Raw genomic sequence first — 20,502 nt, 5'->3', positions numbered from 1 at the left:
CTTCATATAGCTAAAAGTGCGCTGATGTTCACACAGGTCCGCTCCGCCGATCGCCGCGTTGCTCCTGTGGAGGGTCAAAACCACAAATCCGTCATGAAGGCGGTGTACGTGGTTCTTGAGCCCCAGTATCAAAATGCACTCACCCAGGCGGCAACAGCTCTGAACGCTGCCAATGGTGATCTCGGCATCGATCTTTGCGGCTACCTGATCGAGGAGCTGCGCGATGAGACCAACTACGAAAATTTCAAGCGCGACGTGTCCGAAGCAGATGTCTTCGTCGCTTCCTTGATTTTCATTGAGGATCTGGCTCAGAAGGTGGTGGATGCCGTTGCTCCCCACCGCGACCGTCTCAAGGCTGCGGTGGTCTTCCCCTCCATGCCGGAGGTGATGCGTCTGAACAAATTGGGTAGCTTCTCGATGGCGCAGCTCGGTCAGAGCAAGAGCGCCATTGCCGGCTTCATGAAAAAGCGAAAGGAAGCCGGTGGAGCCGGGTTCCAGGACGCGATGCTCAAGCTGCTGAACACGCTTCCGACCGTTCTGAAGTATCTGCCGGTTGAGAAGGCCCAGGACGCTAGAAGCTTCATGCTCAGCTTCCAGTACTGGCTTGGCGGAACGCCAGACAATCTTCGCAACTTTCTGTTGATGCTTGCGGATAAATACGTGTTCCCCGCTGCCGAGGGCGAGGAACGTCCCGAGATGCAGGTGGCTGAACCCGAAGTCTTCCCCGACTTGGGCATCTGGCACCCCCTCGCACCATCCATGTTCGAGGACCTCAAGGAATATCTCAACTGGACCGCGAGCCGCACCGATCTCTCTGAAGAAGCCCGCAAAGGGCCCGTGATCGGACTGGTGCTGCAGCGCAGCCACATCGTGACCGGTGACGATGCTCACTATGTCGCCACCATCCAGGAGCTGGAATTCCGCGGTGCCCGCGTGATCCCGATCTTTTGCGGTGGCCTGGACTTCTCCAAGCCAGTTAACGCCTTCTTTTACGACCCGCTGAACCCAGAGCAACCGCTGGTTGACGGCACAGTCTCGCTGACCGGTTTTGCACTGGTGGGTGGTCCCGCTCGTCAGGATCACCCCAAGGCCATCGAGTCGCTCAAGAAGTTGAATCGGCCCTACATGGTGGCTCTTCCGCTGGTGTTCCAGACCACTCAGGAATGGGAAGACAGTGACCTAGGCCTCCACCCGGTGCAGGTCGCCCTGCAGATCGCGATCCCGGAACTCGACGGTGCCATTGAGCCGATCGTCCTCTCCGGTCGCGATGACGCCACCGGCAAAGCGCACACGCTGCAAGATCGAGTTGATGCCATTGCGGAACGCGCCATCCGCTGGTCATCGCTGCGGATCAAGCCGCGCACGGAGAAAAAGCTGGCCATCACAGTCTTCAGCTTCCCTCCCGACAAGGGCAATGTCGGAACAGCGGCCTACCTCGATGTGTTCGGCTCCATCCATCGCGTGATGGAGGAAATGAAGGCTCAGGGCTACGACGTGCAGGATCTGCCTCCAAACCCCCGTGCCCTGCTGGAAGCGGTGATCAATGACGCCGATGCCATGGAGGGATCACCGGAGCTGTCGATCGCCCACCGGATGAGTGTGGAGGAATATGAGCGCCTGACGCCCTATTCCGAGCGTCTGGAAGAGAACTGGGGCAAGCCACCTGGCAATCTCAACAGTGACGGCCAGAACCTGCTTGTCTTCGGTCGCCATTTCGGCAACGTCTTCGTTGGCGTGCAGCCCACCTTCGGCTACGAGGGTGATCCCATGCGCTTGCTCTACTCCCGGAGTGCGAGCCCCCACCATGGCTTCGCGGCTTACTACACCTATCTCCAAAAAATCTGGAAAGCCGATGCGGTGCTGCACTTCGGCACCCACGGCTCTCTGGAGTTCATGCCCGGCAAACAGATGGGCATGAGCGAAACCTGCTACCCCGACTCGTTGATTGGTGCGCTGCCGAACCTCTACTACTACGCAGCCAACAACCCTTCAGAGGCCACGATTGCCAAGCGTCGGGGCTACGCCTCCACGATTAGCTACCTCACTCCTCCAGCAGAAAATGCTGGTCTTTACAAGGGCCTAAAAGAACTCGGAGAGCTGGTGGGCTCCTACCAGCAATTGCGTGAAGGCGGTCGTGGTGTGCAAATTGTCAACACCATCATCGAAACGGCACGTCAGTGCAATCTCGACAAAGACGTCGACCTGCCCGATGACGATTCCTCGGCGCTCGAACTCGAGGGGCGCGACGCCCTTGTCGGTGCGGTGTATCGCCAATTAATGGAGATCGAAAGCCGGCTGCTTCCCTGCGGTCTTCACACCATCGGCAAGCCTCCAACCGCGGAGGAAGCCATCGCAACGCTGGTGAACATCGCTGCCCTTGAACGCGAGGAAGACGACTTGCGTTCCCTGCCTGGCCTGCTTGCTGAGGCCATGGGTCGCACGATCGAAGACATCTACAAAGGCAACGATGAAGGCGTCCTTGCGGATGTAGAGCTCAATCGCACTATCACCGAGACCTCCAGGGCAGCCATTGGAGCCATGGTCCGCAGCCTCACCGGCCGCGACGGACGGGTGAGTCTTCGCAACAGCTTCGGCTGGTTCTACGATTTACTGTCCAAATTCGGCTTCAAACTCCCTTCCCCCTGGCTGAGGGCCTGTTGCAGTGCGGGCTTCGTTCAGATCGATTCCACCGAACTTGACAAGCTCTTCGCCTATTTGCGCTTCTGCCTTGAGCAGGTGTGCGCTGATATGGAAATGGAGAGTTTGCTCAAGGCTCTCGACGGCGAATACATCCTGCCCGGACCCGGTGGTGATCCGATCCGCAATCCCGGTGTGCTGCCCAGTGGCAAGAACATCCACGCGCTCGATCCCCAGGCCATTCCTACCCGTGCTGCGGTGGCTGCAGCCAAAGGCGTCGTCGACAAGCTGATTGAACGTCAGCGCGAAGAGCAAGGCACCTGGCCTGAAACCATTGCCTGCGTGCTCTGGGGTACCGACAACATCAAGACCTACGGCGAGTCGCTCGCCCAGATTCTCTGGTTTGTGGGTGTCAAACCGATGCCCGATTCCGTGGGTCGCGTCAACAAGCTTGAGCTGATCCCCCTGGAGGAACTCGGGCGCCCCCGCATCGACGTGGTGGTGAATTGTTCTGGTGTGTTCCGCGATCTGTTCATCAATCAAATGGCCCTGATCGATCAGGCCGTGAAGATGGCCGCAGAAGCCGACGAACCACTCGATCAGAACTTCGTTCGCAAGCACGCGCTCGAACAGGCTGAAAAGGAAGGAACTTCACTGCGCGATGCGGCCTGCCGAGTCTTCTCCAATGCCAGCGGCAGCTACAGCTCCAACGTGAATCTCGCGGTGGAGAACAGCACCTGGGAAGAAGAGGGCGAACTGCAAGAGATGTATCTCTCGCGCAAGACCTTCGCGTTCAACGCCGACAACCCCGGTGAAATGAATCAGAAGCGCGAAGTCTTTGAGAACGTGATGAAGACCGCTGATGTGACCTTCCAAAATCTGGACTCCGCAGAGATCTCCCTCACGGACGTGAGCCACTACTTCGACTCCGACCCCACCAAACTGATTGCTGGTCTGCGTGACGACGGCAAAGCTCCCACCAGCTACATCGCGGACACCACCACCGCCAATGCCCAAGTGCGGTCGCTCAGTGAAACAATCCGCCTGGATTCACGCACCAAGCTGCTCAATCCCAAGTGGTACGAAGGCATGCTCGACTCCGGCTACGAAGGTGTCCGTGAAGTGGCCAAGCGCCTCAACTTCACCCTCGGTTGGAGTGCCACCAGCGGCGCCGTCGACAACTTTGTTTATGAGGAAGCCAACGAGACCTTCATCAATGACCCTGAGATGCGCAAGCGTCTGCTGGAACTGAACCCCAACAGCTTCCGTCAGATCGTTGGCACGCTTCTCGAGGTCCATGGTCGTGGCTACTGGGAGACCTCCGACGAGAACATCGAGCAACTCCAAGAGCTCTATCAAGAGGTTGAAGATCGCATTGAGGGAGTGACCACAGCCTGAATCACAGCGACCGTCGGTTCGCCATCTCAAGGCCGGTGATGGCTCACCGGCCTTTTCGGTACGGCTTCGATCAAGGCTTGGTCCAACTCAGAGTGAACGCTCACAGCGCTGTTCACAGAGCTGATCCAGAGGCTGACGCCCTGTCACCCTGAGTCGGAAACGCGCCCAGACGGCATAGGCCGCGTTCACGACCGCGCCCAGCACGGGCCAAGTCGTTGGTGCATAGATCCAGCCAAGGCCGATCAAGCGATAAGCCTCACGAAACACCGCCACATCGGTGAGCACAGTGCCATCGGCCTGAATGGCATGGATCTTGGCCATAGCCTGTCGATACGTAATGCCTGACCAGTCCTCAGGCCGGTAATCCTGTGCATCAACATCCACGAAATGGATGGTTCCCTGACGGTCACGGCGACTCAAGAACGTCACTTCACGGACGCAGAGAGGGCAACCTCCGTCGTAGAGGAGAGTGAGCTCCGGGCTCGTGCTCATGCAGCAGGGTCAGCAACGGAGTCAGTTCTAGCCAGTTCGCTCATGCGGTCCGCTTGACTGCTGCGGCCATCCTGACCACCTGGCTCATCGGCCCAACATCGTGCACGCGCAACACCTGCACACCTGCCTCGACAGCCCTGGCACAGACGGCCGCAGTTCCCCAGATCCTGGCCCGAGCTCGAGGCTCATCAAGCACAGCTCCGATGAATCGCTTTCGGGAAGGACCGAGCAAAAGAGGAATGCCATCCTGTTGCAGCTCTTCCAACCGGCAAAGGAGCTCCAGATTCTGGTCGTTGGACTTGGCGAAGCCAAGGCCTGGATCCCAGATCAGTTGCTCCCGCCGTAAACCGGCAGCCAAAGCACGATCCGTGCTGCGGCGGAGCTCACTGAGCACACCGGCCACCACTCCGCGATCGCCGTAATCCGTGCATGCATCCATCGTGCTGCTGTCTCCCCTGCTGTGCATCAGCACGTAGGGGCATCCAGCGTCCGCCACCAGTGCAACCATCGCGGGGTCCCGCCGGCCACCACTGACATCATTGATCCAGTCAGCACCGGCTGCCAAAGCAGCCTCCGCCACCGGAGCCAGAAAGGTATCAACGGAAATGATCAGCTCGGGATGGGCTGATCGAATCGCACCCAGAGAAGGGAGCAGGCGTCGGAGCTCTTCTTCAGCACCCACCTCCTCAGCTCCAGGTCGGGTGCTCTGAGCCCCGAGATCCAGCACATCCGCCCCAGCGGACACCTGCTTTGAGGCCTCTCTGAGGGCGAGATCAAGCCGGTTGAAACGACCGCCGTCACTAAAGGAATCCGGAGTGAGATTGATCACCCCCATCACGGCCGAACGTTCGTCCCAGCAAACCGGACGTCGCATCCCGGATCAGGCGGCTTGGTAGTTCGCGATGCGAGCGAAGCTTTCTGGATCTAGCGAAGCGCCGCCCACCAGCACACCATCGATGTCGCTCATCCCCATGAGCTCATCGATGTTGGCTGGCTTCACGGAGCCGCCGTACTGGATGACGAGGTCAGGAGCCCCCACCCAGCTGCGGATCAGGCCACAGATGCGATTGGCCTCGGCGGATTCACAGGTCTTGCCTGTTCCGATGGCCCAGATGGGTTCGTAGGCCACGACCAGATGGCTGGGATCAAGACCTTCCAGTCCCTGCTCCACCTGACGACGGATCACACGTTCGGCTTCGCCGCGGCTGCGCTGTTCATCACTTTCACCGACGCAAACGATTGGGATCAGCCCGTTGGCCTGAGCCGAACGCGCCCGGTGATTGATCTGTTCGTCGCTTTCGCTGAAGTACTTGCGTGGTTCGCTATGACCGACGATCGCGTAACGCACCCCGTGCTCTTCGAGCATCGATGGTGAAATCTCAGCGGTGTAGGCCCCCTGGCCCTCCCAATGCACGTTCTGACTAGCAATCTCGACCCGCGACCCTGAACTCGCTTCCGCCATGGTGCTTATCGCCGTGAACGGGGGTGCCACCACCACATGGCGATCGTCAGAGGTGTTGGCGATCAGTGGAAGAAAGGTGCTCAACCAATCTCGGGTCTGGGCACAAGTCATGTGCATCTTCCAGTTTCCAGCGATCACCGGTTTGCGCACTCTTGCGTCCTCTGCAGTTCAGCAGCAGCCAACTTACGTTCCAGCGCGGGAAATCTGATTCAGATGTCGGTGACGATGGCCTGATCGGTGCCCATCGACACATGATCACCCACATGAAGCTGACGACCACGCTGGGTGATGACGCAATCATTCACCACCACTTCACCTGCTTGGATGCGCATCTTGGCCTCACCGCCTGTCCCGACCCAGCCTTTCCATTTCAGGAACTGATCAAGACGCATCGAGGGAACAGCGAGGAAGACCATTGATAGTGTGACGCGATGCTGAAACCGTCCGAAGCAGGATTCCGCAGGCTTCTGCCCCTGCTCCGTCCACACCTGCGTCAACTGGTGGTCGGGCTGATCTGCATGCTCGTGTACGTCAGCAGCTTCCTGCTGCTGCTCAACCTCGCCGGTGACCTGTTCCCAGCCCTCGGTTCCCGGGATCTCGGACGCGTGCTCAGCCTGATCGGACAGGGGGTGCTGATCTTTGCTGTGCAGAAACTGGCTCAGTTCGGCCAGGACTCACTGCTGGCCGGACCTGCACTGCAAGTGAGCAAAACCCTGCGCAGTGACCTGTTCAGCAAGCTCCAGACCGTGGAACTGGGGGCTTTGGAGAAACTCTCTGCAGGCGATCTCACCTACCGCCTGACCGAGGATGCGGATCGGGTGAGTGAAGTGCTCTACAAGTCGGTGCACGACACGTTGCCCAGCGTGCTGCAGCTGTTCGCCGTGCTGGGCTACATGCTCTGGCTCGACTGGAAACTCACGGCGTCGATTCTGTTGCTCGCCCCTCTGATCATCTGGCTGATCAGCATGTTCGGCGCACGGGTGATGACCGCCACCGAACGCAGTCAGAAGAAGGTGAGTGAACTGGCCGGCCTTCTGGGCGAAGCCATTGAAGGACTCCCCCTGGTGCGCGCCTTCGCTGCCGAGCCATGGCTGCAAGGCCGCTTCGAAGAGGAGATCGATCAGCACAGGAAAGCGCGACACCGCACGTACAGCCTGGTCGCCCTGCAGCACCCTGTTGTGGGAATGATCGAGGTAGTCGGCCTCTTCTCCGTCCTGGGACTAGCCGCCTGGAGGATTCAGAGCAATGACCTAAGCATTGCCGGATTAAGCAGCTATCTCACCGGGTTGGTGGTGCTGATTGATCCCATCGCTCACGTCACCAATAACTTCAACGAGTTTCAGCAGGGCCAAGCGTCGTTACGGCGTCTCCGCCAGATCGAACGCCAACCCCAGGAAGCAGCCGACCCAAACCCTGCCATTCCGATCGGACGCCCGGCAGGTCACCTGAACCTGCGGGAGGTCAACTTTGCCTATGGCGACGGTGAGCCGGTGCTGAACGACATCAACCTCAGCATTCACGCAGGGCAAGTGGTGGCCCTGGTCGGCCCCTCGGGAGCCGGCAAGAGCACCCTGTTCTCGCTGCTGCTGCGCTTCAACACGGCACAGTCGGGTGAGATTGAACTGGATGGTGCCAACCTGTCGCAAGTGAAAGCACGCGAATTGCGCAAGCAGGTGGCGCTTGTGCCTCAGCGCACCACCGTGTTTTCAGGCAGCATCGCCGACGCAATCCTCTTTGGCCGCGAAGCCAGCCACCAACAGCTGACCGAAGCCGCCCGTCTGGCCAATGCCCACGACTTCATCATGGCGTTGCCCAAGGGGTATGACACCCAACTTGAGGAGCGAGGCACGAACGTGTCCGGCGGCCAGCTGCAACGGATTGCCATTGCACGGGCTGTGCTCGGCAACCCTGCTGTTCTGCTGCTTGATGAAGCCACTAGTGCCCTCGATGCCGAAGCTGAGGCGGCCGTTCAGCTGGGGCTACGCCAGGCCATGCATGGACGCACGGTGTTGGTGATCGCTCATCGCCTGGCGACGGTTCAGGAGGCTGACCAGATTGTTGTTTTGGATCAGGGCCGCATCAGTGAAGAGGGAACCCATGATCAGCTGATGGCGAGCAATGGTCGCTATCGCGATCTGTGTGAACGTCAGATGATTCGCGATGGACGCGGCTAAGTTGCGTTGGAATCAGGCAATTTCAGCCGCTTTTCATGACTGCCACTCCTACGGAAAACCCTGTGCTCACCTTCGAAGGCAAGCGCTACGACCTCAATGCCCTGCCTGACGAACTGAAAGAGCTGGTTCGTGGCATGCAGGTTGCCGACGCTCAATTGAGAATGCACGAAGACACCCTCAAAGTGTTGGCCGTAGGACGTCAATCACTGGCCATGCAGCTAAACGAACGGCTCAAGAACGTCACCCCCCTGCCCGACAACGGCTGATCGTCATCCGCTTCAACGGCACAGGCGTGTCGCAAAAAAAGCCTCCGCTGACGCGGGGGCTTTTTCGTGGTTGAGAGTTGAGCAGTCCCCAACACACAGCCTGAGGTTTCTCAATCCGGTGTGTCTCAGTCAGCGGTTTCAACCGAGCGGCTGAAATAACTGCGGCTGAGTTGGAACACCGTTCCAGACAGCAGCAATAAGGCAATCAAGTTGGGAATCGCCATCAATCCGTTAAGTGTGTCAGCAACACCCCAGACGACACCACGGTCGCCCACAAGACAACCGACCACGACCACGACCACCCAAACCATGCGGAACGGAAGGATGGCGCGAACACCGAACAGATATTCGGTGCAGCGCTCGCCGTAGAAACTCCAGCCCAGCACTGTGGTGAATGCAAAGATCAGCAGTCCCAACGTCACCACCAAACCGGATCCGTTCAAGGCCTGGTTGAAGGCGGCGATCGATAAGTCAGAGCCGGAGAGAACGCCATCCATGGCTCCGCTCACCAAAATCACCAAAGCGGTGAGAGTGCAAATGATCAAGGTGTCGATGAACGTGCCCAGCATGGCCACCGTGCCTTGACGGACAGGGTCGTTGGTTCTGGCCGCAGCGTGGGCGATGGGAGCACTGCCTAGACCAGCTTCATTGGAGAAAATTCCCCGTTTAAAGCCCATCAGGATCACTTGGGTCAGGGTGCCAGTCGCTGCCGCTTTCCCCGTGAAGGCATTGGTGAAGATGCTGCCGAAGGCTTCGGGCAAAGCGCTGATATTGGTCAACAGGATGATCAGACAAGCCAGAACATAGGCAATGGCCATGAATGGCACGACTGCCGAGGCGACCTCGGAAATTCGACGCACACCACCGACGATCACGGCAAACACCAGAACGCCGAGAACAACAGCCGTGTAGGCACGGGGAATGCCGAAGGTCAGCAGAGCACTCGACACTTCAAAACACTGGACGCCATTGCCGATCCCGAACCCGGCGAGCATGCCGAAAAGGGCAAACAGGCCAGCGAGCCACATCCAGCGAGGGCCAAGACCATTGCGGATGTAATACATCGGTCCGCCGACGTGGTTGCCCAATTCATCCACCTCGCGGTAGTGGACGGCGAGCACCGCCTCGGCGTACTTGGTTGCGATGCCAAAGAATGCGATCAACCACATCCAGAACACAGCACCGGGTCCACCGATGGCGATTGCTGAGGCCACCCCGGCGATATTGCCGGTGCCCACGGTTGCCGCCAAAGACGTCATAAGGGCCTGGAAGGGGGTGATATCGCCCTCATCGGCCTTTTCAGGACTGGAGAACATCATGCGCACGCCATACGGCAGACGCAGAATCGGCATGAATCCCAGACCGACCATCAGCAGAACGCCGGTAAAGGAAATCAACCCGATCGTGGGCCAACCCCATGCGAAGGCGTTGATGGGACCATTGATGGACGTGACCAGACGATCCAGGCCCGAAGGGGATTGAGCAAAAACAATCATCACAACGCCTCCAGATCGATGAACTGGAACACCTGAACACTGTCGTTGCCATCGGCATCCTTGGTCTGGATGGCACGACGCTCCAACACCCAGCGGCCCTGATCACCCAGAGCAACAAAGGTGTCTTCAAAGGAATTGGCAGGTCCCTTGGCCTCACCTGTTGCGGGATCCGAATACTGACTGGTGTAGTCGCGGCTCAAATAACCAGCGCCGGTATCCGTGGTGCTGCCGGTGTGAATCGTCACTACCGTGCCGTGGATATGACGGTGAACCATGGTCACCACGTCATCCTTGATGCGATAGCGGTCGCCTTCCCCCTTGCCGCCGATCAACACTTCCAGGCCTTCGGCAGTGCTGTTGCCAGCCGTGAAAGTGTTCTCGCCATGCACTTGCTCAAAGGGACGACGCACACGGTGGATGGCCACTTCCCAAAGCTGTGAGGCCACGGCCTTTTCAACCTCGGCATCTTCAATGCCCTCGACACTGGCCTTCAGATCAGCACCAACCTGGAATCGACCTTCCACAGTCCGCTCGCCCTGCTGCCAGATGCAGCGACCCTTGTAGCCACCAAACCCGGGATCCCAGGTGTAGCGGTTTTCATAGGCGGCACGAAAGGCATCGCGGCAGTCGCTGCCTGCGGCAATGGTTGAAGGGCTGGAGACGGTCACGGGAAGACGCGCAAGCTTCCGCGACCTTACCGGGCCTGCACCTGATCATGAACATCTTGCAAAGCATGGATTCCAAACGTCTGGGACTGAAGGGCCTCGATGGCCTGCACCGCTGAACGCGCTCCCGCCAGCGTGGTGAGGGTGGGCACGGAGTAATCCAGCGCTGCGCGACGCAGATAACGGTCGTCGTGGGCAGCCTGGCGTCCTATGGGCGTGTTGATCACCAGCTGCACGTCGCCTGAACGGATCTGATCCTCAATGTTTGGACGCCCCTCATGCACCTTCAACACAGGCTCGACGGCCAGACCGGCTTCATGCAACGTGGAAGCGGTCCCTGACGTGGCTGTCAGCGAAAAACCCAGATCGAGCAGTCGCTTCGCCACAGGAACCAGAGCGGGCTTATCACGGTTGTGAGTGGACAAGAACACCGTTCCCTGGGTTGGGAGCGCATCACCAGCAGCCTGCTCGGCCTTGGCGTAAGCCATGCCGAACTGAGGAGCCCATCCCATCACCTCACCAGTGGAACGCATTTCAGGTCCCAGCAATGAATCAGCACCCGGGAAACGGCGGAAGGGAAGCACAGCTTCTTTGACAGCCTGCAGCGGTGGCCTTGGCTCTTCCGTGACGCCCACATCAGCCAGCGTTTCACCAGCCATCAGACGGGTGGCAACCCGCGCCAGCGGCACACCGGTGGCCTTGGCCACGAAAGGAACAGTGCGAGAAGCACGGGGATTTGCTTCGATGATGAAGACGCGTTCTTCACCAGATTCGGTGCGCTGAACCGCGAACTGAAGATTGATCAAGCCCTGAACCTTCAGACGCAGAGCCAAGTCCCGCGCCCAGGACCGGATGGTGGCCAGAGCCTCATCGCCCAGGGAGATCGACGGCAGACAGCATGCGGAGTCCCCGGAATGAATTCCCGCTGGTTCGATGTGCTCCATCAAGCCGCCAATGACCACCACTCCATCGCGATCGCAAAGTGCATCCACATCCACCTCAATGGCGTTCTGCAGGTACTGATCAATCAGCACAGGATGGTCGGGTTCCACCTGCACGGCTTCACGCATGTAGCGATTGAGTTCCGCTTCGTCGTAGACCACTTCCATGGCGCGACCACCCAGCACGTAAGACGGCCGCACCACAACGGGATACCCAACGGATTCAGCCACCGCCAAGGCTTCTGCCTCACTGCGGGCCAGGCCATTGCGGGGCTGACGGATCTCAAGCTCGCGCAGGATCGCTTCGAACTGTTCCCGGTCTTCTGCGCGATCGATCGATTCCGGTGATGTTCCCCAAATGCGGGTTCCTGTGGCCTGCCCCTCCGCAGATTGCAGCCAACGCAGCAGCGGCATGGCCAGCTTGAGCGGGGTCTGGCCACCGAACTGCACGATCACGCCATCCGGGCGTTCCGCCTCAATCACATTCAGAACATCCTCAAACGTGAGGGGCTCGAAATACAGCCTGTCGCTGCTGTCGTAATCGGTGGAAACGGTCTCAGGGTTGCTGTTGACCATCACGGTGGCAAAACCAAGATCCTGCGCAGAGAACGACGCATGACAGCAGCAGTAGTCGAACTCAATGCCCTGTCCAATCCGATTCGGACCACCACCAAGGATCATCAGCTTGCGCTTTAATTCCAGCGAGACCTCAGTGGCCGTGGGCAGGGACACCAGCGCACCGGATGCATCCAGGCGTGCTGCCGGCCGCTCGTAAGTGGAGTAGTGATAAGGCGTTGTTGATGCGAATTCAGCCGCACAGGTGTCGACGGTTTTGAACACTGGGCGGACGTCCAAAGATTGGCGTGCCGAGCGCACCGCGAGCTCATCAGCCTCCGTAAACCAGGCGATCTGACGATCGGAGTAGCCCAGCTGCTTGAGACGGAGGAAGTCATCGCTGCTGAGGTCAGCTAGTACACGCCCCTTCAGCAGCTCAGTTTCTGCATCGATTAACAGCCGTAACTTCGCCAGGAACCAGGGATCAATTCGGCTGAGGGCATGGATCTGCTGATCACTACGGCCGGCCAACATCGCTGCGCGCACGGAAAGGATCCGATCCGGAGAGGGCGTCCGCAACGAACGCTCCAGTTCAGCATCTGTGAAAACGGGTTCATCGCGATCGCCGCCCCAACCGGAAAGACCCGTTTCCAGAGAACGAAGCGCTTTCTGAAACGACTCCTCGAAACAGCGACCAATGGCCATCGCTTCACCCACCGATTTCATCGCCGTTGTGAGCACCGCGGGAGATCCACGGAATTTCTCAAAGGCGAATCGGGGGATCTTGGTGACGACGTAGTCGATCGTGGGCTCGAAGCAGGCCGGGGTCTTACCGGTGATGTCGTTGAGAATTTCGTCGAGCGTGTAACCGACAGCCAAACGGGCGGCGATCTTGGCAATGGGGAAGCCTGTCGCTTTGCTGGCCAGGGCCGACGAGCGACTCACCCGGGGATTCATCTCGATCACCACCACCTCACCATCGGCGGGGTTGATGGCGAACTGAATGTTGCTGCCGCCGGTGGCCACACCGATCTCGCGGATGATGGCGATCGACTGATCCCTCAGGCGCTGATATTCACGGTCGGTAAGGGTCTGGGCCGGAGCCACCGTGATCGAATCCCCGGTGTGAACCCCCATGGGGTCCAGGTTTTCGATGCTGCAGACAATCACAACGTTGTCCGCCAGATCACGCATCACCTCCAGCTCAAATTCCTTCCAGCCCAGCAGAGACTTTTCAATCAGAATCTGAGAGACGGGACTGGCATCAAGACCGCTTTTGCAAATCGCGGCGTACTCCTCAGGGTTGTACGCGATGCCACCGCCGCTGCCGCCCAGCGTGAACGCCGGTCGGATGATGCGCGGAAAGGACGCAATGGCAGCGCCCACCGCTTCGGCTTCCTCCAAGGACGAAGCGATGCCTGAGGGGCAGACTTTCACGCCGATGCGCTCCATGGCCTGCTTGAACAGCAGTCGATCCTCGGCTTTGCGGATGGCCTGAAGATCCGCACCGATCAGCTCAACCCCAAAGCGCTCCAGGGTGCCGTTTTCAGCCAGGGCAACCGCCAAATTCAGTGCCGTCTGACCACCCATGGTGGGCAGCAGCGCATCCGGACGTTCCGTCTCGATCACCCGAGCCACCACTTCAGGCGTGAGCGGTTCCACGTAGGTGCGATCCGCCATGTCCGGATCGGTCATGATCGACGCCGGATTGGAATTCACCAGGATCACTTCGTAGCCCTCGGCGCGAAGTGCTTTACAGGCCTGGGTGCCCGAGTAATCGAACTCGCAGGCCTGTCCGATCACGATCGGCCCCGAACCCAGCAGAAGGATGCGACGAAGATCGTTCCGCCGTGGCATGGGCTTCTCTTTGCGGCCAAACAATTTCAGTCTCCCACGCAGCCTCCGTAAGAGACAGCGTTATTTGCACAGCAAGTGCCGGTCAGTCGCTAGCGTTAAGGGTGAGGAGCGTGATGACAGCCATGAGCGAACTCCAGCGCCTGAAAGGGTTGCTGCCCCCCGAAATGCAGAGCTGGGTGTTCGTCGAGGCGGCCGCAGCTGTGGATCCTTCTTTGATCACACTGGAGGAGATCGGGCGGGATGAAGTGGAGATCCAGGTGGATCTCGATTCTTGGGACAGCCTTGCGCTGGACCATCGCAACCTTCTCTTCTGGCACGAGGTCGGTCGAATCCAGAACGACACCATTCCTCGGGATGGCTGGGAGATGGCTGCTCTGGCCATCGGCCTTGGCGGAGCGATCGGTGAACTGTGGGTTCAAGACGGACTGCTGTTGATGATGGCTCTGGGGCTTTCGGGCTTCGCTGGCTACCGGCTTTACCTGAAAAACAATTCGGAAAAGCGTCTTCGCGATGCCATCGCAGCAGACGAACGCGCCATCGACCTGGCCTGCCGATTCGGATACAGCGTCCCCAATGCTTACAAGAGCCTCGGAGGCGCCCTCAAAGACCTCGTGGAGAAAACGCGTAAAAAGAAAAAACGTGGTTACTACGAAGATCGACTCGAGGCGTTGCGCAAGAGTGCTGGGAAGGCCCGAGCTGAAATGGCTCAGCAGCAGGGTTCCCGACAGTCCGTCACCAGCGAAAACGTTTATGGATAGTGAGCAGCTTGCGGAGCTCGCAGCTGATGCCTGCGATGACCGCAAAGCCGTCGACATTCAACTCATCCGCGTGGATGAAGTGTCGAGCCTGGCTGACTGGATGGTGATCGCCGGCGGACAGAGTGATGTGCAAGTGAAGGCCATCGCCCGATCGGTCGAAGATCGGATTGAGCAGGAGATGCAACGCCTTCCTCTCCGCAAGGAAGGCCTCAACGAAGGGCGCTGGGCACTCCTCGATTACGGCGAGCTGATTGTTCACGTGCTGATGCCCGAAGAACGCCGCTTTTACGACTTGGAAGCCTTCTGGAGTCACGGCGAACGCCGTCCCTACTTAGCCTCAAGCACAGCCGATGCTTAAGCGTGAACCCCGGCATGGAAGCGAGCATCGCCTGCCCGGTGCCACCTGAGCAGCGACCCCAAGAGGAATACGCCCAGCTCTGCAGTTCCTGGTTTTTCGCCTGGCCGTGCACAGCACAGGTGTCCCTCGACCGCGCTCTACTGATCAGTTGGCTGCTGATCTCACCGCTCACCGTGCTCGTCGCCAGCGGCAGCTGGACCTTGCGTCATGACCCGGTTCGCCTCCTAATTGCCGGCGGCGTTGCCGCACTTGTGTTGCCCATGTTGCTGCTCACCAGGCAGTGGCTTGGATGGACGTATGTGCACAAGCGCCTTCTCTCCGAACAAGTGGAGTACGAAGAATCAGGTTGGTACGACGGTCAAATTTGGGAAAAACCCCTGGCGTGGCGAGAACGAGATCTGTTGCTGGCCCAGCATGAGGTTCGGCCCATTCTTGGGCGTCTTGGCCGTGCCATGGCGCTGGTGACGGGGCTCATGCTGGGTGGGGCGAGCATCTGTCAGGCTCTGTGAACCTGAACAGCAAGCGGGCATGTCGATCCCATCCGGTTACCGCGGTTCGGCCCGGGCTGTGAGTTCACCACCTCTCGAGGTGCATCTCAGGCGTGGTTCGTCGATCGAATCGACCCACCGTGTGCACGCCGTGGTGTGCGACAGCCGCGGCCGCGTGTTGATGCGAGCCGGGCAGCCCGACTTTGAAACCTTCATTCGATCCGCGCTGAAACCGTTCCAGGCACTGCCACTGATCAGCAGTGGAGCCTCTGAAGCCTTTAGTTGCGGAGAGCGTGGAATCGCCATTAGCTGCGCCTCTCATGCGGGCACCCCCACCCACGCCCGCGAAGCGTTTCGGATGCTCTGGAATGCAGAGCTTGAAACTGAAATGCTGCGCTGTCCGGTGCCAGCCGGTCGCACCAGTCCGCTGGAACACAATTGCTCTGGGAAGCATGCCGGCTTTTTAGTGACCGCCCGCAAAATGGGCTGGCCTCTTGACAGCTACCTGCAGGGCGATCATCCCGTTCAGCAGGAAGTGAACCGTCGTGTGGCAGAGCTTTTGGGGCTCCCTCAGGAGGAACTGGTGGCAGAGCGTGATGACTGCGGCGCTCCAACCCTGCGTCTTGAACTTGCTCAGATGGCGCTGCTCTTTGCTCATCTCGGATCATCAGCCCATGCCGAGCTGGAACAAATCAGTCGAGCGATGCTGACCCACCCCGAACTGGTGGCTGGTGATGGTCGCTTCGACACAGAGTTGATGCGTCGTTCGCATCGACAGGTGATCAGCAAGGGCGGCGCAGAAGGCATTCAGTGCCTAAGCCGTACGGGCGAAGGGCTGGGCGTGGCCATCAAAGTGGAAGACGGTGCGCGCCGCGCGAAGCAAGCCGTGGCCTTGCACCTGCTTCGCCAGCTCGATTGGATGACCCCTGGCGGGTTGGAGGAGTTGGAAGAAGAGTTGCTGATGCTCAATCCGGGCGTCCAACTCAACGTGGAGGGTGAGCTGCGCTCTTGACCCAGAGCTGGTGGCCTGACGGACCGCAGAGTTGTATGATTTAAGAGCCGACGCGGGGTAGAGCAGTCTGGTAGCTCGTCGGGCTCATAACCCGAAGGTCGGGAGTTCAAATCTCCCCCCCGCCACCAAATCAAAAGGCTCCACTTTGGTGGAGCTTTTTTGTTGCCAAATTTCTCAATCGCGATCAAGAACAAGACCGAGAGTTCGCTGTCAGTGCAGCAACGTTGACGACAGGTTCTTATCAAATCGCTCGGTGCATCTGCGCTGACACTATTGGATCAAACGGCAATCGTGAGTCCTTAAATCACACTCAATCACCCACCATCTGCGATTAACGGTTGTTGAAATCTTCGTGTCAAGCGATGGCAACAGGATCTGAGGATTGATTGCACGACTCGGAGGACATTCACGGCCCTCGGCAACATTGTCGGACCTTTGATCCAGACACGCCAAGGACGTGCTTCCGGTCACATCGGAAACTATCGGGTGGTTGTTGCTGCTGCCGTGCCTCTGCATCCCTTTGAAGCGATCGTGATCGGCTCGGGAGCAACCGGTGGTGTTGCCGCGATGACCTTGGCCGAAGCCGGCGTGAGGGTGCTGGTGGTGGAGGCAGGACCAGACATGTCTGCGATGGAGGCCTTGGGAGGTGAACCCGCCAACAGCCTTCGCCGTGCGGAGGGGTTACTCAGCGGACGCCATCGCGTCCAGGCCCAACATCCGGGGTATTGGAAACAGAATCCTGCGCTCTACGCCGATGAGCGTGCTTTTCCTTATGAGACGCCGGAGGATCAACCCTTCCTGTGGACCCAGGGCCGACAGGTTGGAGGACGCAGCCTCACCTGGGGAGGCATCACGCTTCGGCTATCGGACTACGAATTCAAGGCAGCCGATGACGATGGATATGGCCAGAACTGGCCGATCAACCACAACGATCTGGATCCTCACTACACCGCCCTCGAACGGCTTCTGAAAGTGCGTGGAAACCGCGACGGCCTCAGTCATCTTCCCGATGGACAACTGGAGCCTGCGCTGCCCTTGATGCCAGAGGAGTCGCAGTTCCGCGACGCCTTGCATCGGGAACGCGGTCTGACCTTGATCCACTCCCGGGGCTTTGAAGCCCATCAGCCTTCAATCACAACACCCTGGCCGCGATCGAGCAGCAATGGCTCCAGCCTGCGTCGCGCGCTGGACACAGGGAATGTCGAAATCCTCAGCAATTGTGTGGCCGAAAGGCTGGAACTGCATCCAGGCCGGCAGCGAGCACGGTCGGTCGTGGTGGTGAACCGTGCAACGCATGAGCGACAACGTCTGGACTGCGAGCTGGTGGTGGTCTGCGCTTCCACCATCGCCAGCCTTCGCCTGCTGCTGCAGTCGGAAGAACAGAACAACGGGCCAGGGGGATTCATCGATCCCTCCGGACAGCTGGGCAAGGGGCTGATGGACCACGTGTCCTGCTGCCGCTTCTTCTCAATCGCCAGTCAGACGGGGCGGCAGGCGATGCAACAGCGCGACCCCACCACCACCCTGTCGGGGGCAGGCAGTTTCTTCCTGCCCTTCGGGAACGCACCCGAACGACGCGCCAACGCATCCTTTCTGCGGGGCTACGGGCTGTGGGGCGCGATCAACCGCTTCGACCCACCCTGGTGGCTCAAACGCCATCCGGATCGCCGACTGGGTTTCCTCATCGGCCATGGGGAAGTTTTGGCAGATGCGCGCAACAACGTGCGCCTTTCAGAGCAATGCGATCCCCTCGGAATCCCCATGCCCTTGATTCGCTGCCGATGGGGCAAGAACGAGCACGCCATGGTGCGCGACATGCAGCGCACGATCCAAGACTGCATTGCTGTGGCAGGGGGCACAGCTGCGTCGCTAGCCGACCTGGTGCATCTCCCCCTGGTCGAGCCGATCGTGCGGAGTGCTGCGGCCGTTCAGAAGGATGCGCCTCCCCCTGGGTACTACATCCACGAAGTGGGTGGAGCTGCGATGGGGAATCACGAAGACACCAGTGTGGTGGACCGCTGGAATCGCCTCTGGCGCTGTCCCAATGTCCTGGTGGTGGATGGGGCCTGCTGGCCCAGCTCAGGCTGGCAGAGCCCGACACTGACCATGATGGCGATCACACGAAGGGCCTGTCAGGACGCCGTCAGGCCTGCTAGCGGCTGAACAGGTCGTCGAGATAACGCTCGGTCACAAAGCGGTCCGAGCAGCCGTTCTGGAAGAGGAACTGCGCCAACGCAGAGCTCATCACCTGGTATTGATCCCAGTTGGGGTTGGACCCAATGAAGTCTTTTAGGCCCCGATACAGCACCTCAGGAATTTCAGCTTCAAGGCTGACAAAGGGCGCATCAACCTCCGTAGAAGGCACCGCTTGGGAGTCCATGCATCGTTCGAGGTGATTGCGATCCATCCAGTGCGTTGGGCCTCGTGTTCATCAACAGGGAGCCACAAAACCATGGCGCTCGTCAAAGGCAGGCTCCAGATGCGACCAAATGCACATCTCATTTGAGACTCGCTTCAGCGCAGGAAGCTTGTGGGGTGACATGGGTCGATGACCTCGAAATTGAAAACGTCCGTCCCACTGTCAAGTCGCAAATATCACCAGATCGCAAACCCACAAGCGCACACGCGAGAACAGGGATTCAGGCGATCAACCGTGGAAAACCCTGGCAAACCTGTGGAAAAGGCCTTGGGTTCTCCACAAAACGCACTTTTGATTAGTCACGCTTATCTTAAAAAGTCTCATGCGACGCACGCAAGATAGAGACACCTGAGCACGTCAACACCACCCAATTGCTTCAGGTTTAAGGCTGAGTTGTGTTGTCTTGTGACTGAACATTGCGCAGGGTGGCTGGACCAAGGGGGTGCTCAGCGTGCGGGTATGGATGATGACCGTGGCTGTGATCGTGGGTAGGGCTGTGATCCGTCCCATGGCTGTGGTCATGGGGATGGTGATGGCCGCCGCCGAGCGGAATTGGCACCCCATCAGGTGAACAGGCCCCAGTGCATTCCCGCTCGCAGAGATCACAGGACTCGGTGAGTCCCTCCACGTGGTGATGGTGACTGGACTGCTCCAGACCAACTTCCTGCTCAAACCCCAGCACCTGGGCTCGGTACTTGCACAGAGAACAGTTCATCGCCGCTTCCCCGCCCAGCACCTCTTGCACCCGTTCAACAAAGGTGTCGAGGACATGGTCGTGATCCCCCAAGTACGACGCATGAAGGAATTCCAACTCGGGATGATCGTCAGCAACCCGTTCGGTGTGCTGACGAATGCGGCTCACGAGCACCCCTGAAAAGAGGAAATAAGGGAACACCACGATTCGCTTGAATCCCAGCTTCACCACGTGGCGAAGCCCAGGTTCCACCAGTGGGAAAGTGACACCGGAATAGACCGTTTCACCCCAGCCGAATCCGAACCCCTCCACCAACATCCGCGTCACCTTGGACACGTTGGAGTTGGCATCAGGATCTGAGGAGCCCCGACCAACCACCACCAGCAAGGTGTCGGACAGCGGCACCTCCGGGGCCTGAGCCAAGGCCTCACGGATGCGAGCCCCTGCAGCCGCGATCATCAGGCGATCGACACCCAGCTCGCGCCCGTATTCAATCTTCAGACCCGTTTCAGCGCTGTAGGTGTTGAGCACCGAGGGAATGTCGTTCTTGGCATGCCCGGCCGCGAAAAGCATGGCGGGAATCGCCAGCACTTTTTCCACGCCCTGCGCTCGCAAATTCTCAAGACCATCACGCAGGATGGGCTGGGCGAATTCAAGGAATCCGTAGTCCACCGGGAACCCTGTTAGCCGCTGTTTGAGGCCAACCGCCAGACCCTCAAACTCCTCGACCGCCAGACGATTGCGACTGCCGTGACCACAGATCAGAACACCATGCTTCGGTGCATCAGGACCATCGATCTGCAGCGCCACACCCGGTATGCCTCTCCCTT

Annotated in this window: 17 protein-coding genes and 1 tRNA gene; 9 read left to right on the top strand and 9 right to left on the bottom strand. The window is 59.2% G+C overall.

Annotated features, from left to right (window positions below):
* Positions 1-24: 24 nt before the first annotated feature.
* On the top strand, positions 25-4,035 hold the full coding sequence (locus SynA1825c_RS06810) for a magnesium chelatase subunit H (RefSeq protein ID WP_186470864.1): 4,011 nt from the start codon (positions 25-27) through the stop codon (positions 4,033-4,035).
* Between the two features lie 87 nt (positions 4,036-4,122).
* On the opposite strand, the gene SynA1825c_RS06805 is transcribed toward SynA1825c_RS06810, so the two are convergent.
* The 4 genes from SynA1825c_RS06805 to SynA1825c_RS06790 are packed head-to-tail and all read right to left on the bottom strand — an operon-like array spanning position 4,123 to position 6,405.
* Positions 4,123-4,527, bottom strand: coding sequence for a thiol-disulfide oxidoreductase DCC family protein (locus SynA1825c_RS06805; protein WP_186470863.1), 405 nt, complete (start codon positions 4,525-4,527; stop codon positions 4,123-4,125).
* 40 nt (positions 4,528-4,567) lie between these two features.
* On the bottom strand, positions 4,568-5,401 hold the full coding sequence (folP, locus tag SynA1825c_RS06800) for a dihydropteroate synthase (protein ID WP_186470862.1): 834 nt from the start codon (positions 5,399-5,401) through the stop codon (positions 4,568-4,570).
* 6 nt (positions 5,402-5,407) lie between these two features.
* On the bottom strand, positions 5,408-6,139 hold the full coding sequence (tpiA, locus tag SynA1825c_RS06795) for a triose-phosphate isomerase (protein WP_186470861.1): 732 nt from the start codon (positions 6,137-6,139) through the stop codon (positions 5,408-5,410).
* 59 nt (positions 6,140-6,198) lie between these two features.
* Positions 6,199-6,405, bottom strand: a complete 207-nt coding sequence (locus tag SynA1825c_RS06790) for an RNA-binding S4 domain-containing protein (RefSeq protein ID WP_370523200.1) — start codon at positions 6,403-6,405, stop codon at positions 6,199-6,201.
* 15 nt (positions 6,406-6,420) lie between these two features.
* Between SynA1825c_RS06790 and SynA1825c_RS06785 the strand changes: the two genes are divergently transcribed.
* Together SynA1825c_RS06785 and SynA1825c_RS06780 are read left to right on the top strand one after the other, a co-directional pair.
* Positions 6,421-8,163, top strand: coding sequence for an ABC transporter ATP-binding protein (locus tag SynA1825c_RS06785; protein WP_186470860.1), 1,743 nt, complete (start codon positions 6,421-6,423; stop codon positions 8,161-8,163).
* Positions 8,164-8,198: 35 nt separating this feature from the next.
* Entirely contained in the window at positions 8,199-8,429 is a 231-nt protein-coding gene (locus SynA1825c_RS06780) for a DUF6447 family protein (RefSeq protein WP_186470859.1), read from the top strand.
* Positions 8,430-8,554: 125 nt separating this feature from the next.
* Here SynA1825c_RS06780 and SynA1825c_RS06775 read toward each other — a convergent pair whose 3' ends face one another.
* Genes SynA1825c_RS06775 through carB form a run of 3 tightly spaced genes read right to left on the bottom strand, consistent with a single transcriptional unit; the run spans position 8,555 to position 13,943 of the window.
* The gene (locus SynA1825c_RS06775) at positions 8,555-9,925 is read right to left on the bottom strand and encodes a sodium:alanine symporter family protein (RefSeq protein ID WP_186470858.1); all 1,371 of its coding nucleotides are present in this window, start codon (positions 9,923-9,925) and stop codon (positions 8,555-8,557) included.
* Positions 9,925-10,593, bottom strand: a complete 669-nt coding sequence (locus SynA1825c_RS06770; RefSeq protein ID WP_186470857.1) for a DUF3386 domain-containing protein — start codon at positions 10,591-10,593, stop codon at positions 9,925-9,927. The genes SynA1825c_RS06775 and SynA1825c_RS06770 overlap by 1 nt, the downstream gene beginning before the upstream one ends.
* A gap of 26 nt (positions 10,594-10,619) precedes the next feature.
* Positions 10,620-13,943 carry a carbamoyl-phosphate synthase large subunit gene (gene carB, locus SynA1825c_RS06765; RefSeq protein ID WP_186470856.1) on the bottom strand — a complete coding sequence of 1,108 codons (3,324 nt, stop codon included), beginning with the start codon at positions 13,941-13,943 and terminating at the stop codon, positions 10,620-10,622.
* Positions 13,944-14,065: 122 nt separating this feature from the next.
* Here carB and SynA1825c_RS06760 point away from each other — a divergent pair, with 122 nt between their 5' ends.
* The 6 genes from SynA1825c_RS06760 (at position 14,066) to SynA1825c_RS06735 (ending at position 18,722) form a co-directional block, all read left to right on the top strand.
* The gene (locus SynA1825c_RS06760) at positions 14,066-14,701 is read left to right on the top strand and encodes a DUF3318 domain-containing protein (protein ID WP_186470855.1); all 636 of its coding nucleotides are present in this window, start codon (positions 14,066-14,068) and stop codon (positions 14,699-14,701) included.
* On the top strand, positions 14,694-15,059 hold the full coding sequence (rsfS, locus tag SynA1825c_RS06755; protein WP_186470854.1) for a ribosome silencing factor: 366 nt from the start codon (positions 14,694-14,696) through the stop codon (positions 15,057-15,059). Before SynA1825c_RS06760 ends, rsfS begins: the two co-directional genes overlap by 8 nt.
* Positions 15,060-15,073: 14 nt before the next feature.
* Positions 15,074-15,568, top strand: a complete 495-nt coding sequence (locus tag SynA1825c_RS06750; RefSeq protein ID WP_186471071.1) for a CGLD27 family protein — start codon at positions 15,074-15,076, stop codon at positions 15,566-15,568.
* 19 nt (positions 15,569-15,587) lie between these two features.
* Positions 15,588-16,559 carry an asparaginase gene (locus SynA1825c_RS06745; protein WP_186470853.1) on the top strand — a complete coding sequence of 324 codons (972 nt, stop codon included), beginning with the start codon at positions 15,588-15,590 and terminating at the stop codon, positions 16,557-16,559.
* 51 nt (positions 16,560-16,610) lie between these two features.
* A tRNA-Met gene (locus SynA1825c_RS06740) sits at positions 16,611-16,687 on the top strand.
* Positions 16,688-17,063: 376 nt separating this feature from the next.
* The gene (locus SynA1825c_RS06735; protein WP_186471070.1) at positions 17,064-18,722 is read left to right on the top strand and encodes a GMC oxidoreductase; all 1,659 of its coding nucleotides are present in this window, start codon (positions 17,064-17,066) and stop codon (positions 18,720-18,722) included.
* Here SynA1825c_RS06735 and SynA1825c_RS06730 read toward each other — a convergent pair.
* Together SynA1825c_RS06730 and SynA1825c_RS06725 are read right to left on the bottom strand one after the other, a co-directional pair.
* Positions 18,712-18,966, bottom strand: a complete 255-nt coding sequence (locus tag SynA1825c_RS06730) for a DUF2811 domain-containing protein (protein ID WP_186470852.1) — start codon at positions 18,964-18,966, stop codon at positions 18,712-18,714. The genes SynA1825c_RS06735 and SynA1825c_RS06730 overlap by 11 nt on opposite strands.
* Before the next feature lie 394 nt (positions 18,967-19,360).
* On the bottom strand, positions 19,361-20,482 hold the full coding sequence (locus SynA1825c_RS06725; protein ID WP_186470851.1) for a sirohydrochlorin chelatase: 1,122 nt from the start codon (positions 20,480-20,482) through the stop codon (positions 19,361-19,363).
* Positions 20,483-20,502 lie beyond the last annotated feature (20 nt).

This window comes from Synechococcus sp. A18-25c (genome assembly GCF_014280035.1).
In the GTDB taxonomy this organism is placed as follows: domain Bacteria; phylum Cyanobacteriota; class Cyanobacteriia; order PCC-6307; family Cyanobiaceae; genus Synechococcus_C.
The sequence above is the reverse complement of the archived record's forward strand: the minus strand, read 5'-3'. Positions and strand labels throughout refer to the sequence as shown.

Bases quoted from the DNA above. Each gene is read 5' to 3' on its own strand.
- SynA1825c_RS06805 (WP_186470863.1), bottom strand. From the start codon at position 4,527: ATGAGCACGAGCCCGGAGCTCACTCTCCTCTACGACGGAGGTTGCCCT.
- SynA1825c_RS06775 (WP_186470858.1), bottom strand. From the start codon at position 9,925: ATGATTGTTTTTGCTCAATCCCCTTCGGGCCTGGATCGTCTGGTCACG.
- SynA1825c_RS06785 (WP_186470860.1), top strand. From the start codon at position 6,421: ATGCTGAAACCGTCCGAAGCAGGATTCCGCAGGCTTCTGCCCCTGCTC.
- SynA1825c_RS06760 (WP_186470855.1), top strand. From the start codon at position 14,066: ATGAGCGAACTCCAGCGCCTGAAAGGGTTGCTGCCCCCCGAAATGCAG.
- rsfS (WP_186470854.1), top strand. From the start codon at position 14,694: ATGGATAGTGAGCAGCTTGCGGAGCTCGCAGCTGATGCCTGCGATGAC.
- folP (WP_186470862.1), bottom strand. From the start codon at position 5,401: ATGCGACGTCCGGTTTGCTGGGACGAACGTTCGGCCGTGATGGGGGTG.
- SynA1825c_RS06730 (WP_186470852.1), bottom strand. From the start codon at position 18,966: ATGGATCGCAATCACCTCGAACGATGCATGGACTCCCAAGCGGTGCCT.
- SynA1825c_RS06790 (WP_370523200.1), bottom strand. From the start codon at position 6,405: ATGGTCTTCCTCGCTGTTCCCTCGATGCGTCTTGATCAGTTCCTGAAA.
- SynA1825c_RS06810 (WP_186470864.1), top strand. From the start codon at position 25: ATGTTCACACAGGTCCGCTCCGCCGATCGCCGCGTTGCTCCTGTGGAG.
- SynA1825c_RS06750 (WP_186471071.1), top strand. From the start codon at position 15,074: ATGGAAGCGAGCATCGCCTGCCCGGTGCCACCTGAGCAGCGACCCCAA.
- SynA1825c_RS06745 (WP_186470853.1), top strand. From the start codon at position 15,588: ATGTCGATCCCATCCGGTTACCGCGGTTCGGCCCGGGCTGTGAGTTCA.
- SynA1825c_RS06780 (WP_186470859.1), top strand. From the start codon at position 8,199: ATGACTGCCACTCCTACGGAAAACCCTGTGCTCACCTTCGAAGGCAAG.
- carB (WP_186470856.1), bottom strand. From the start codon at position 13,943: ATGCCACGGCGGAACGATCTTCGTCGCATCCTTCTGCTGGGTTCGGGG.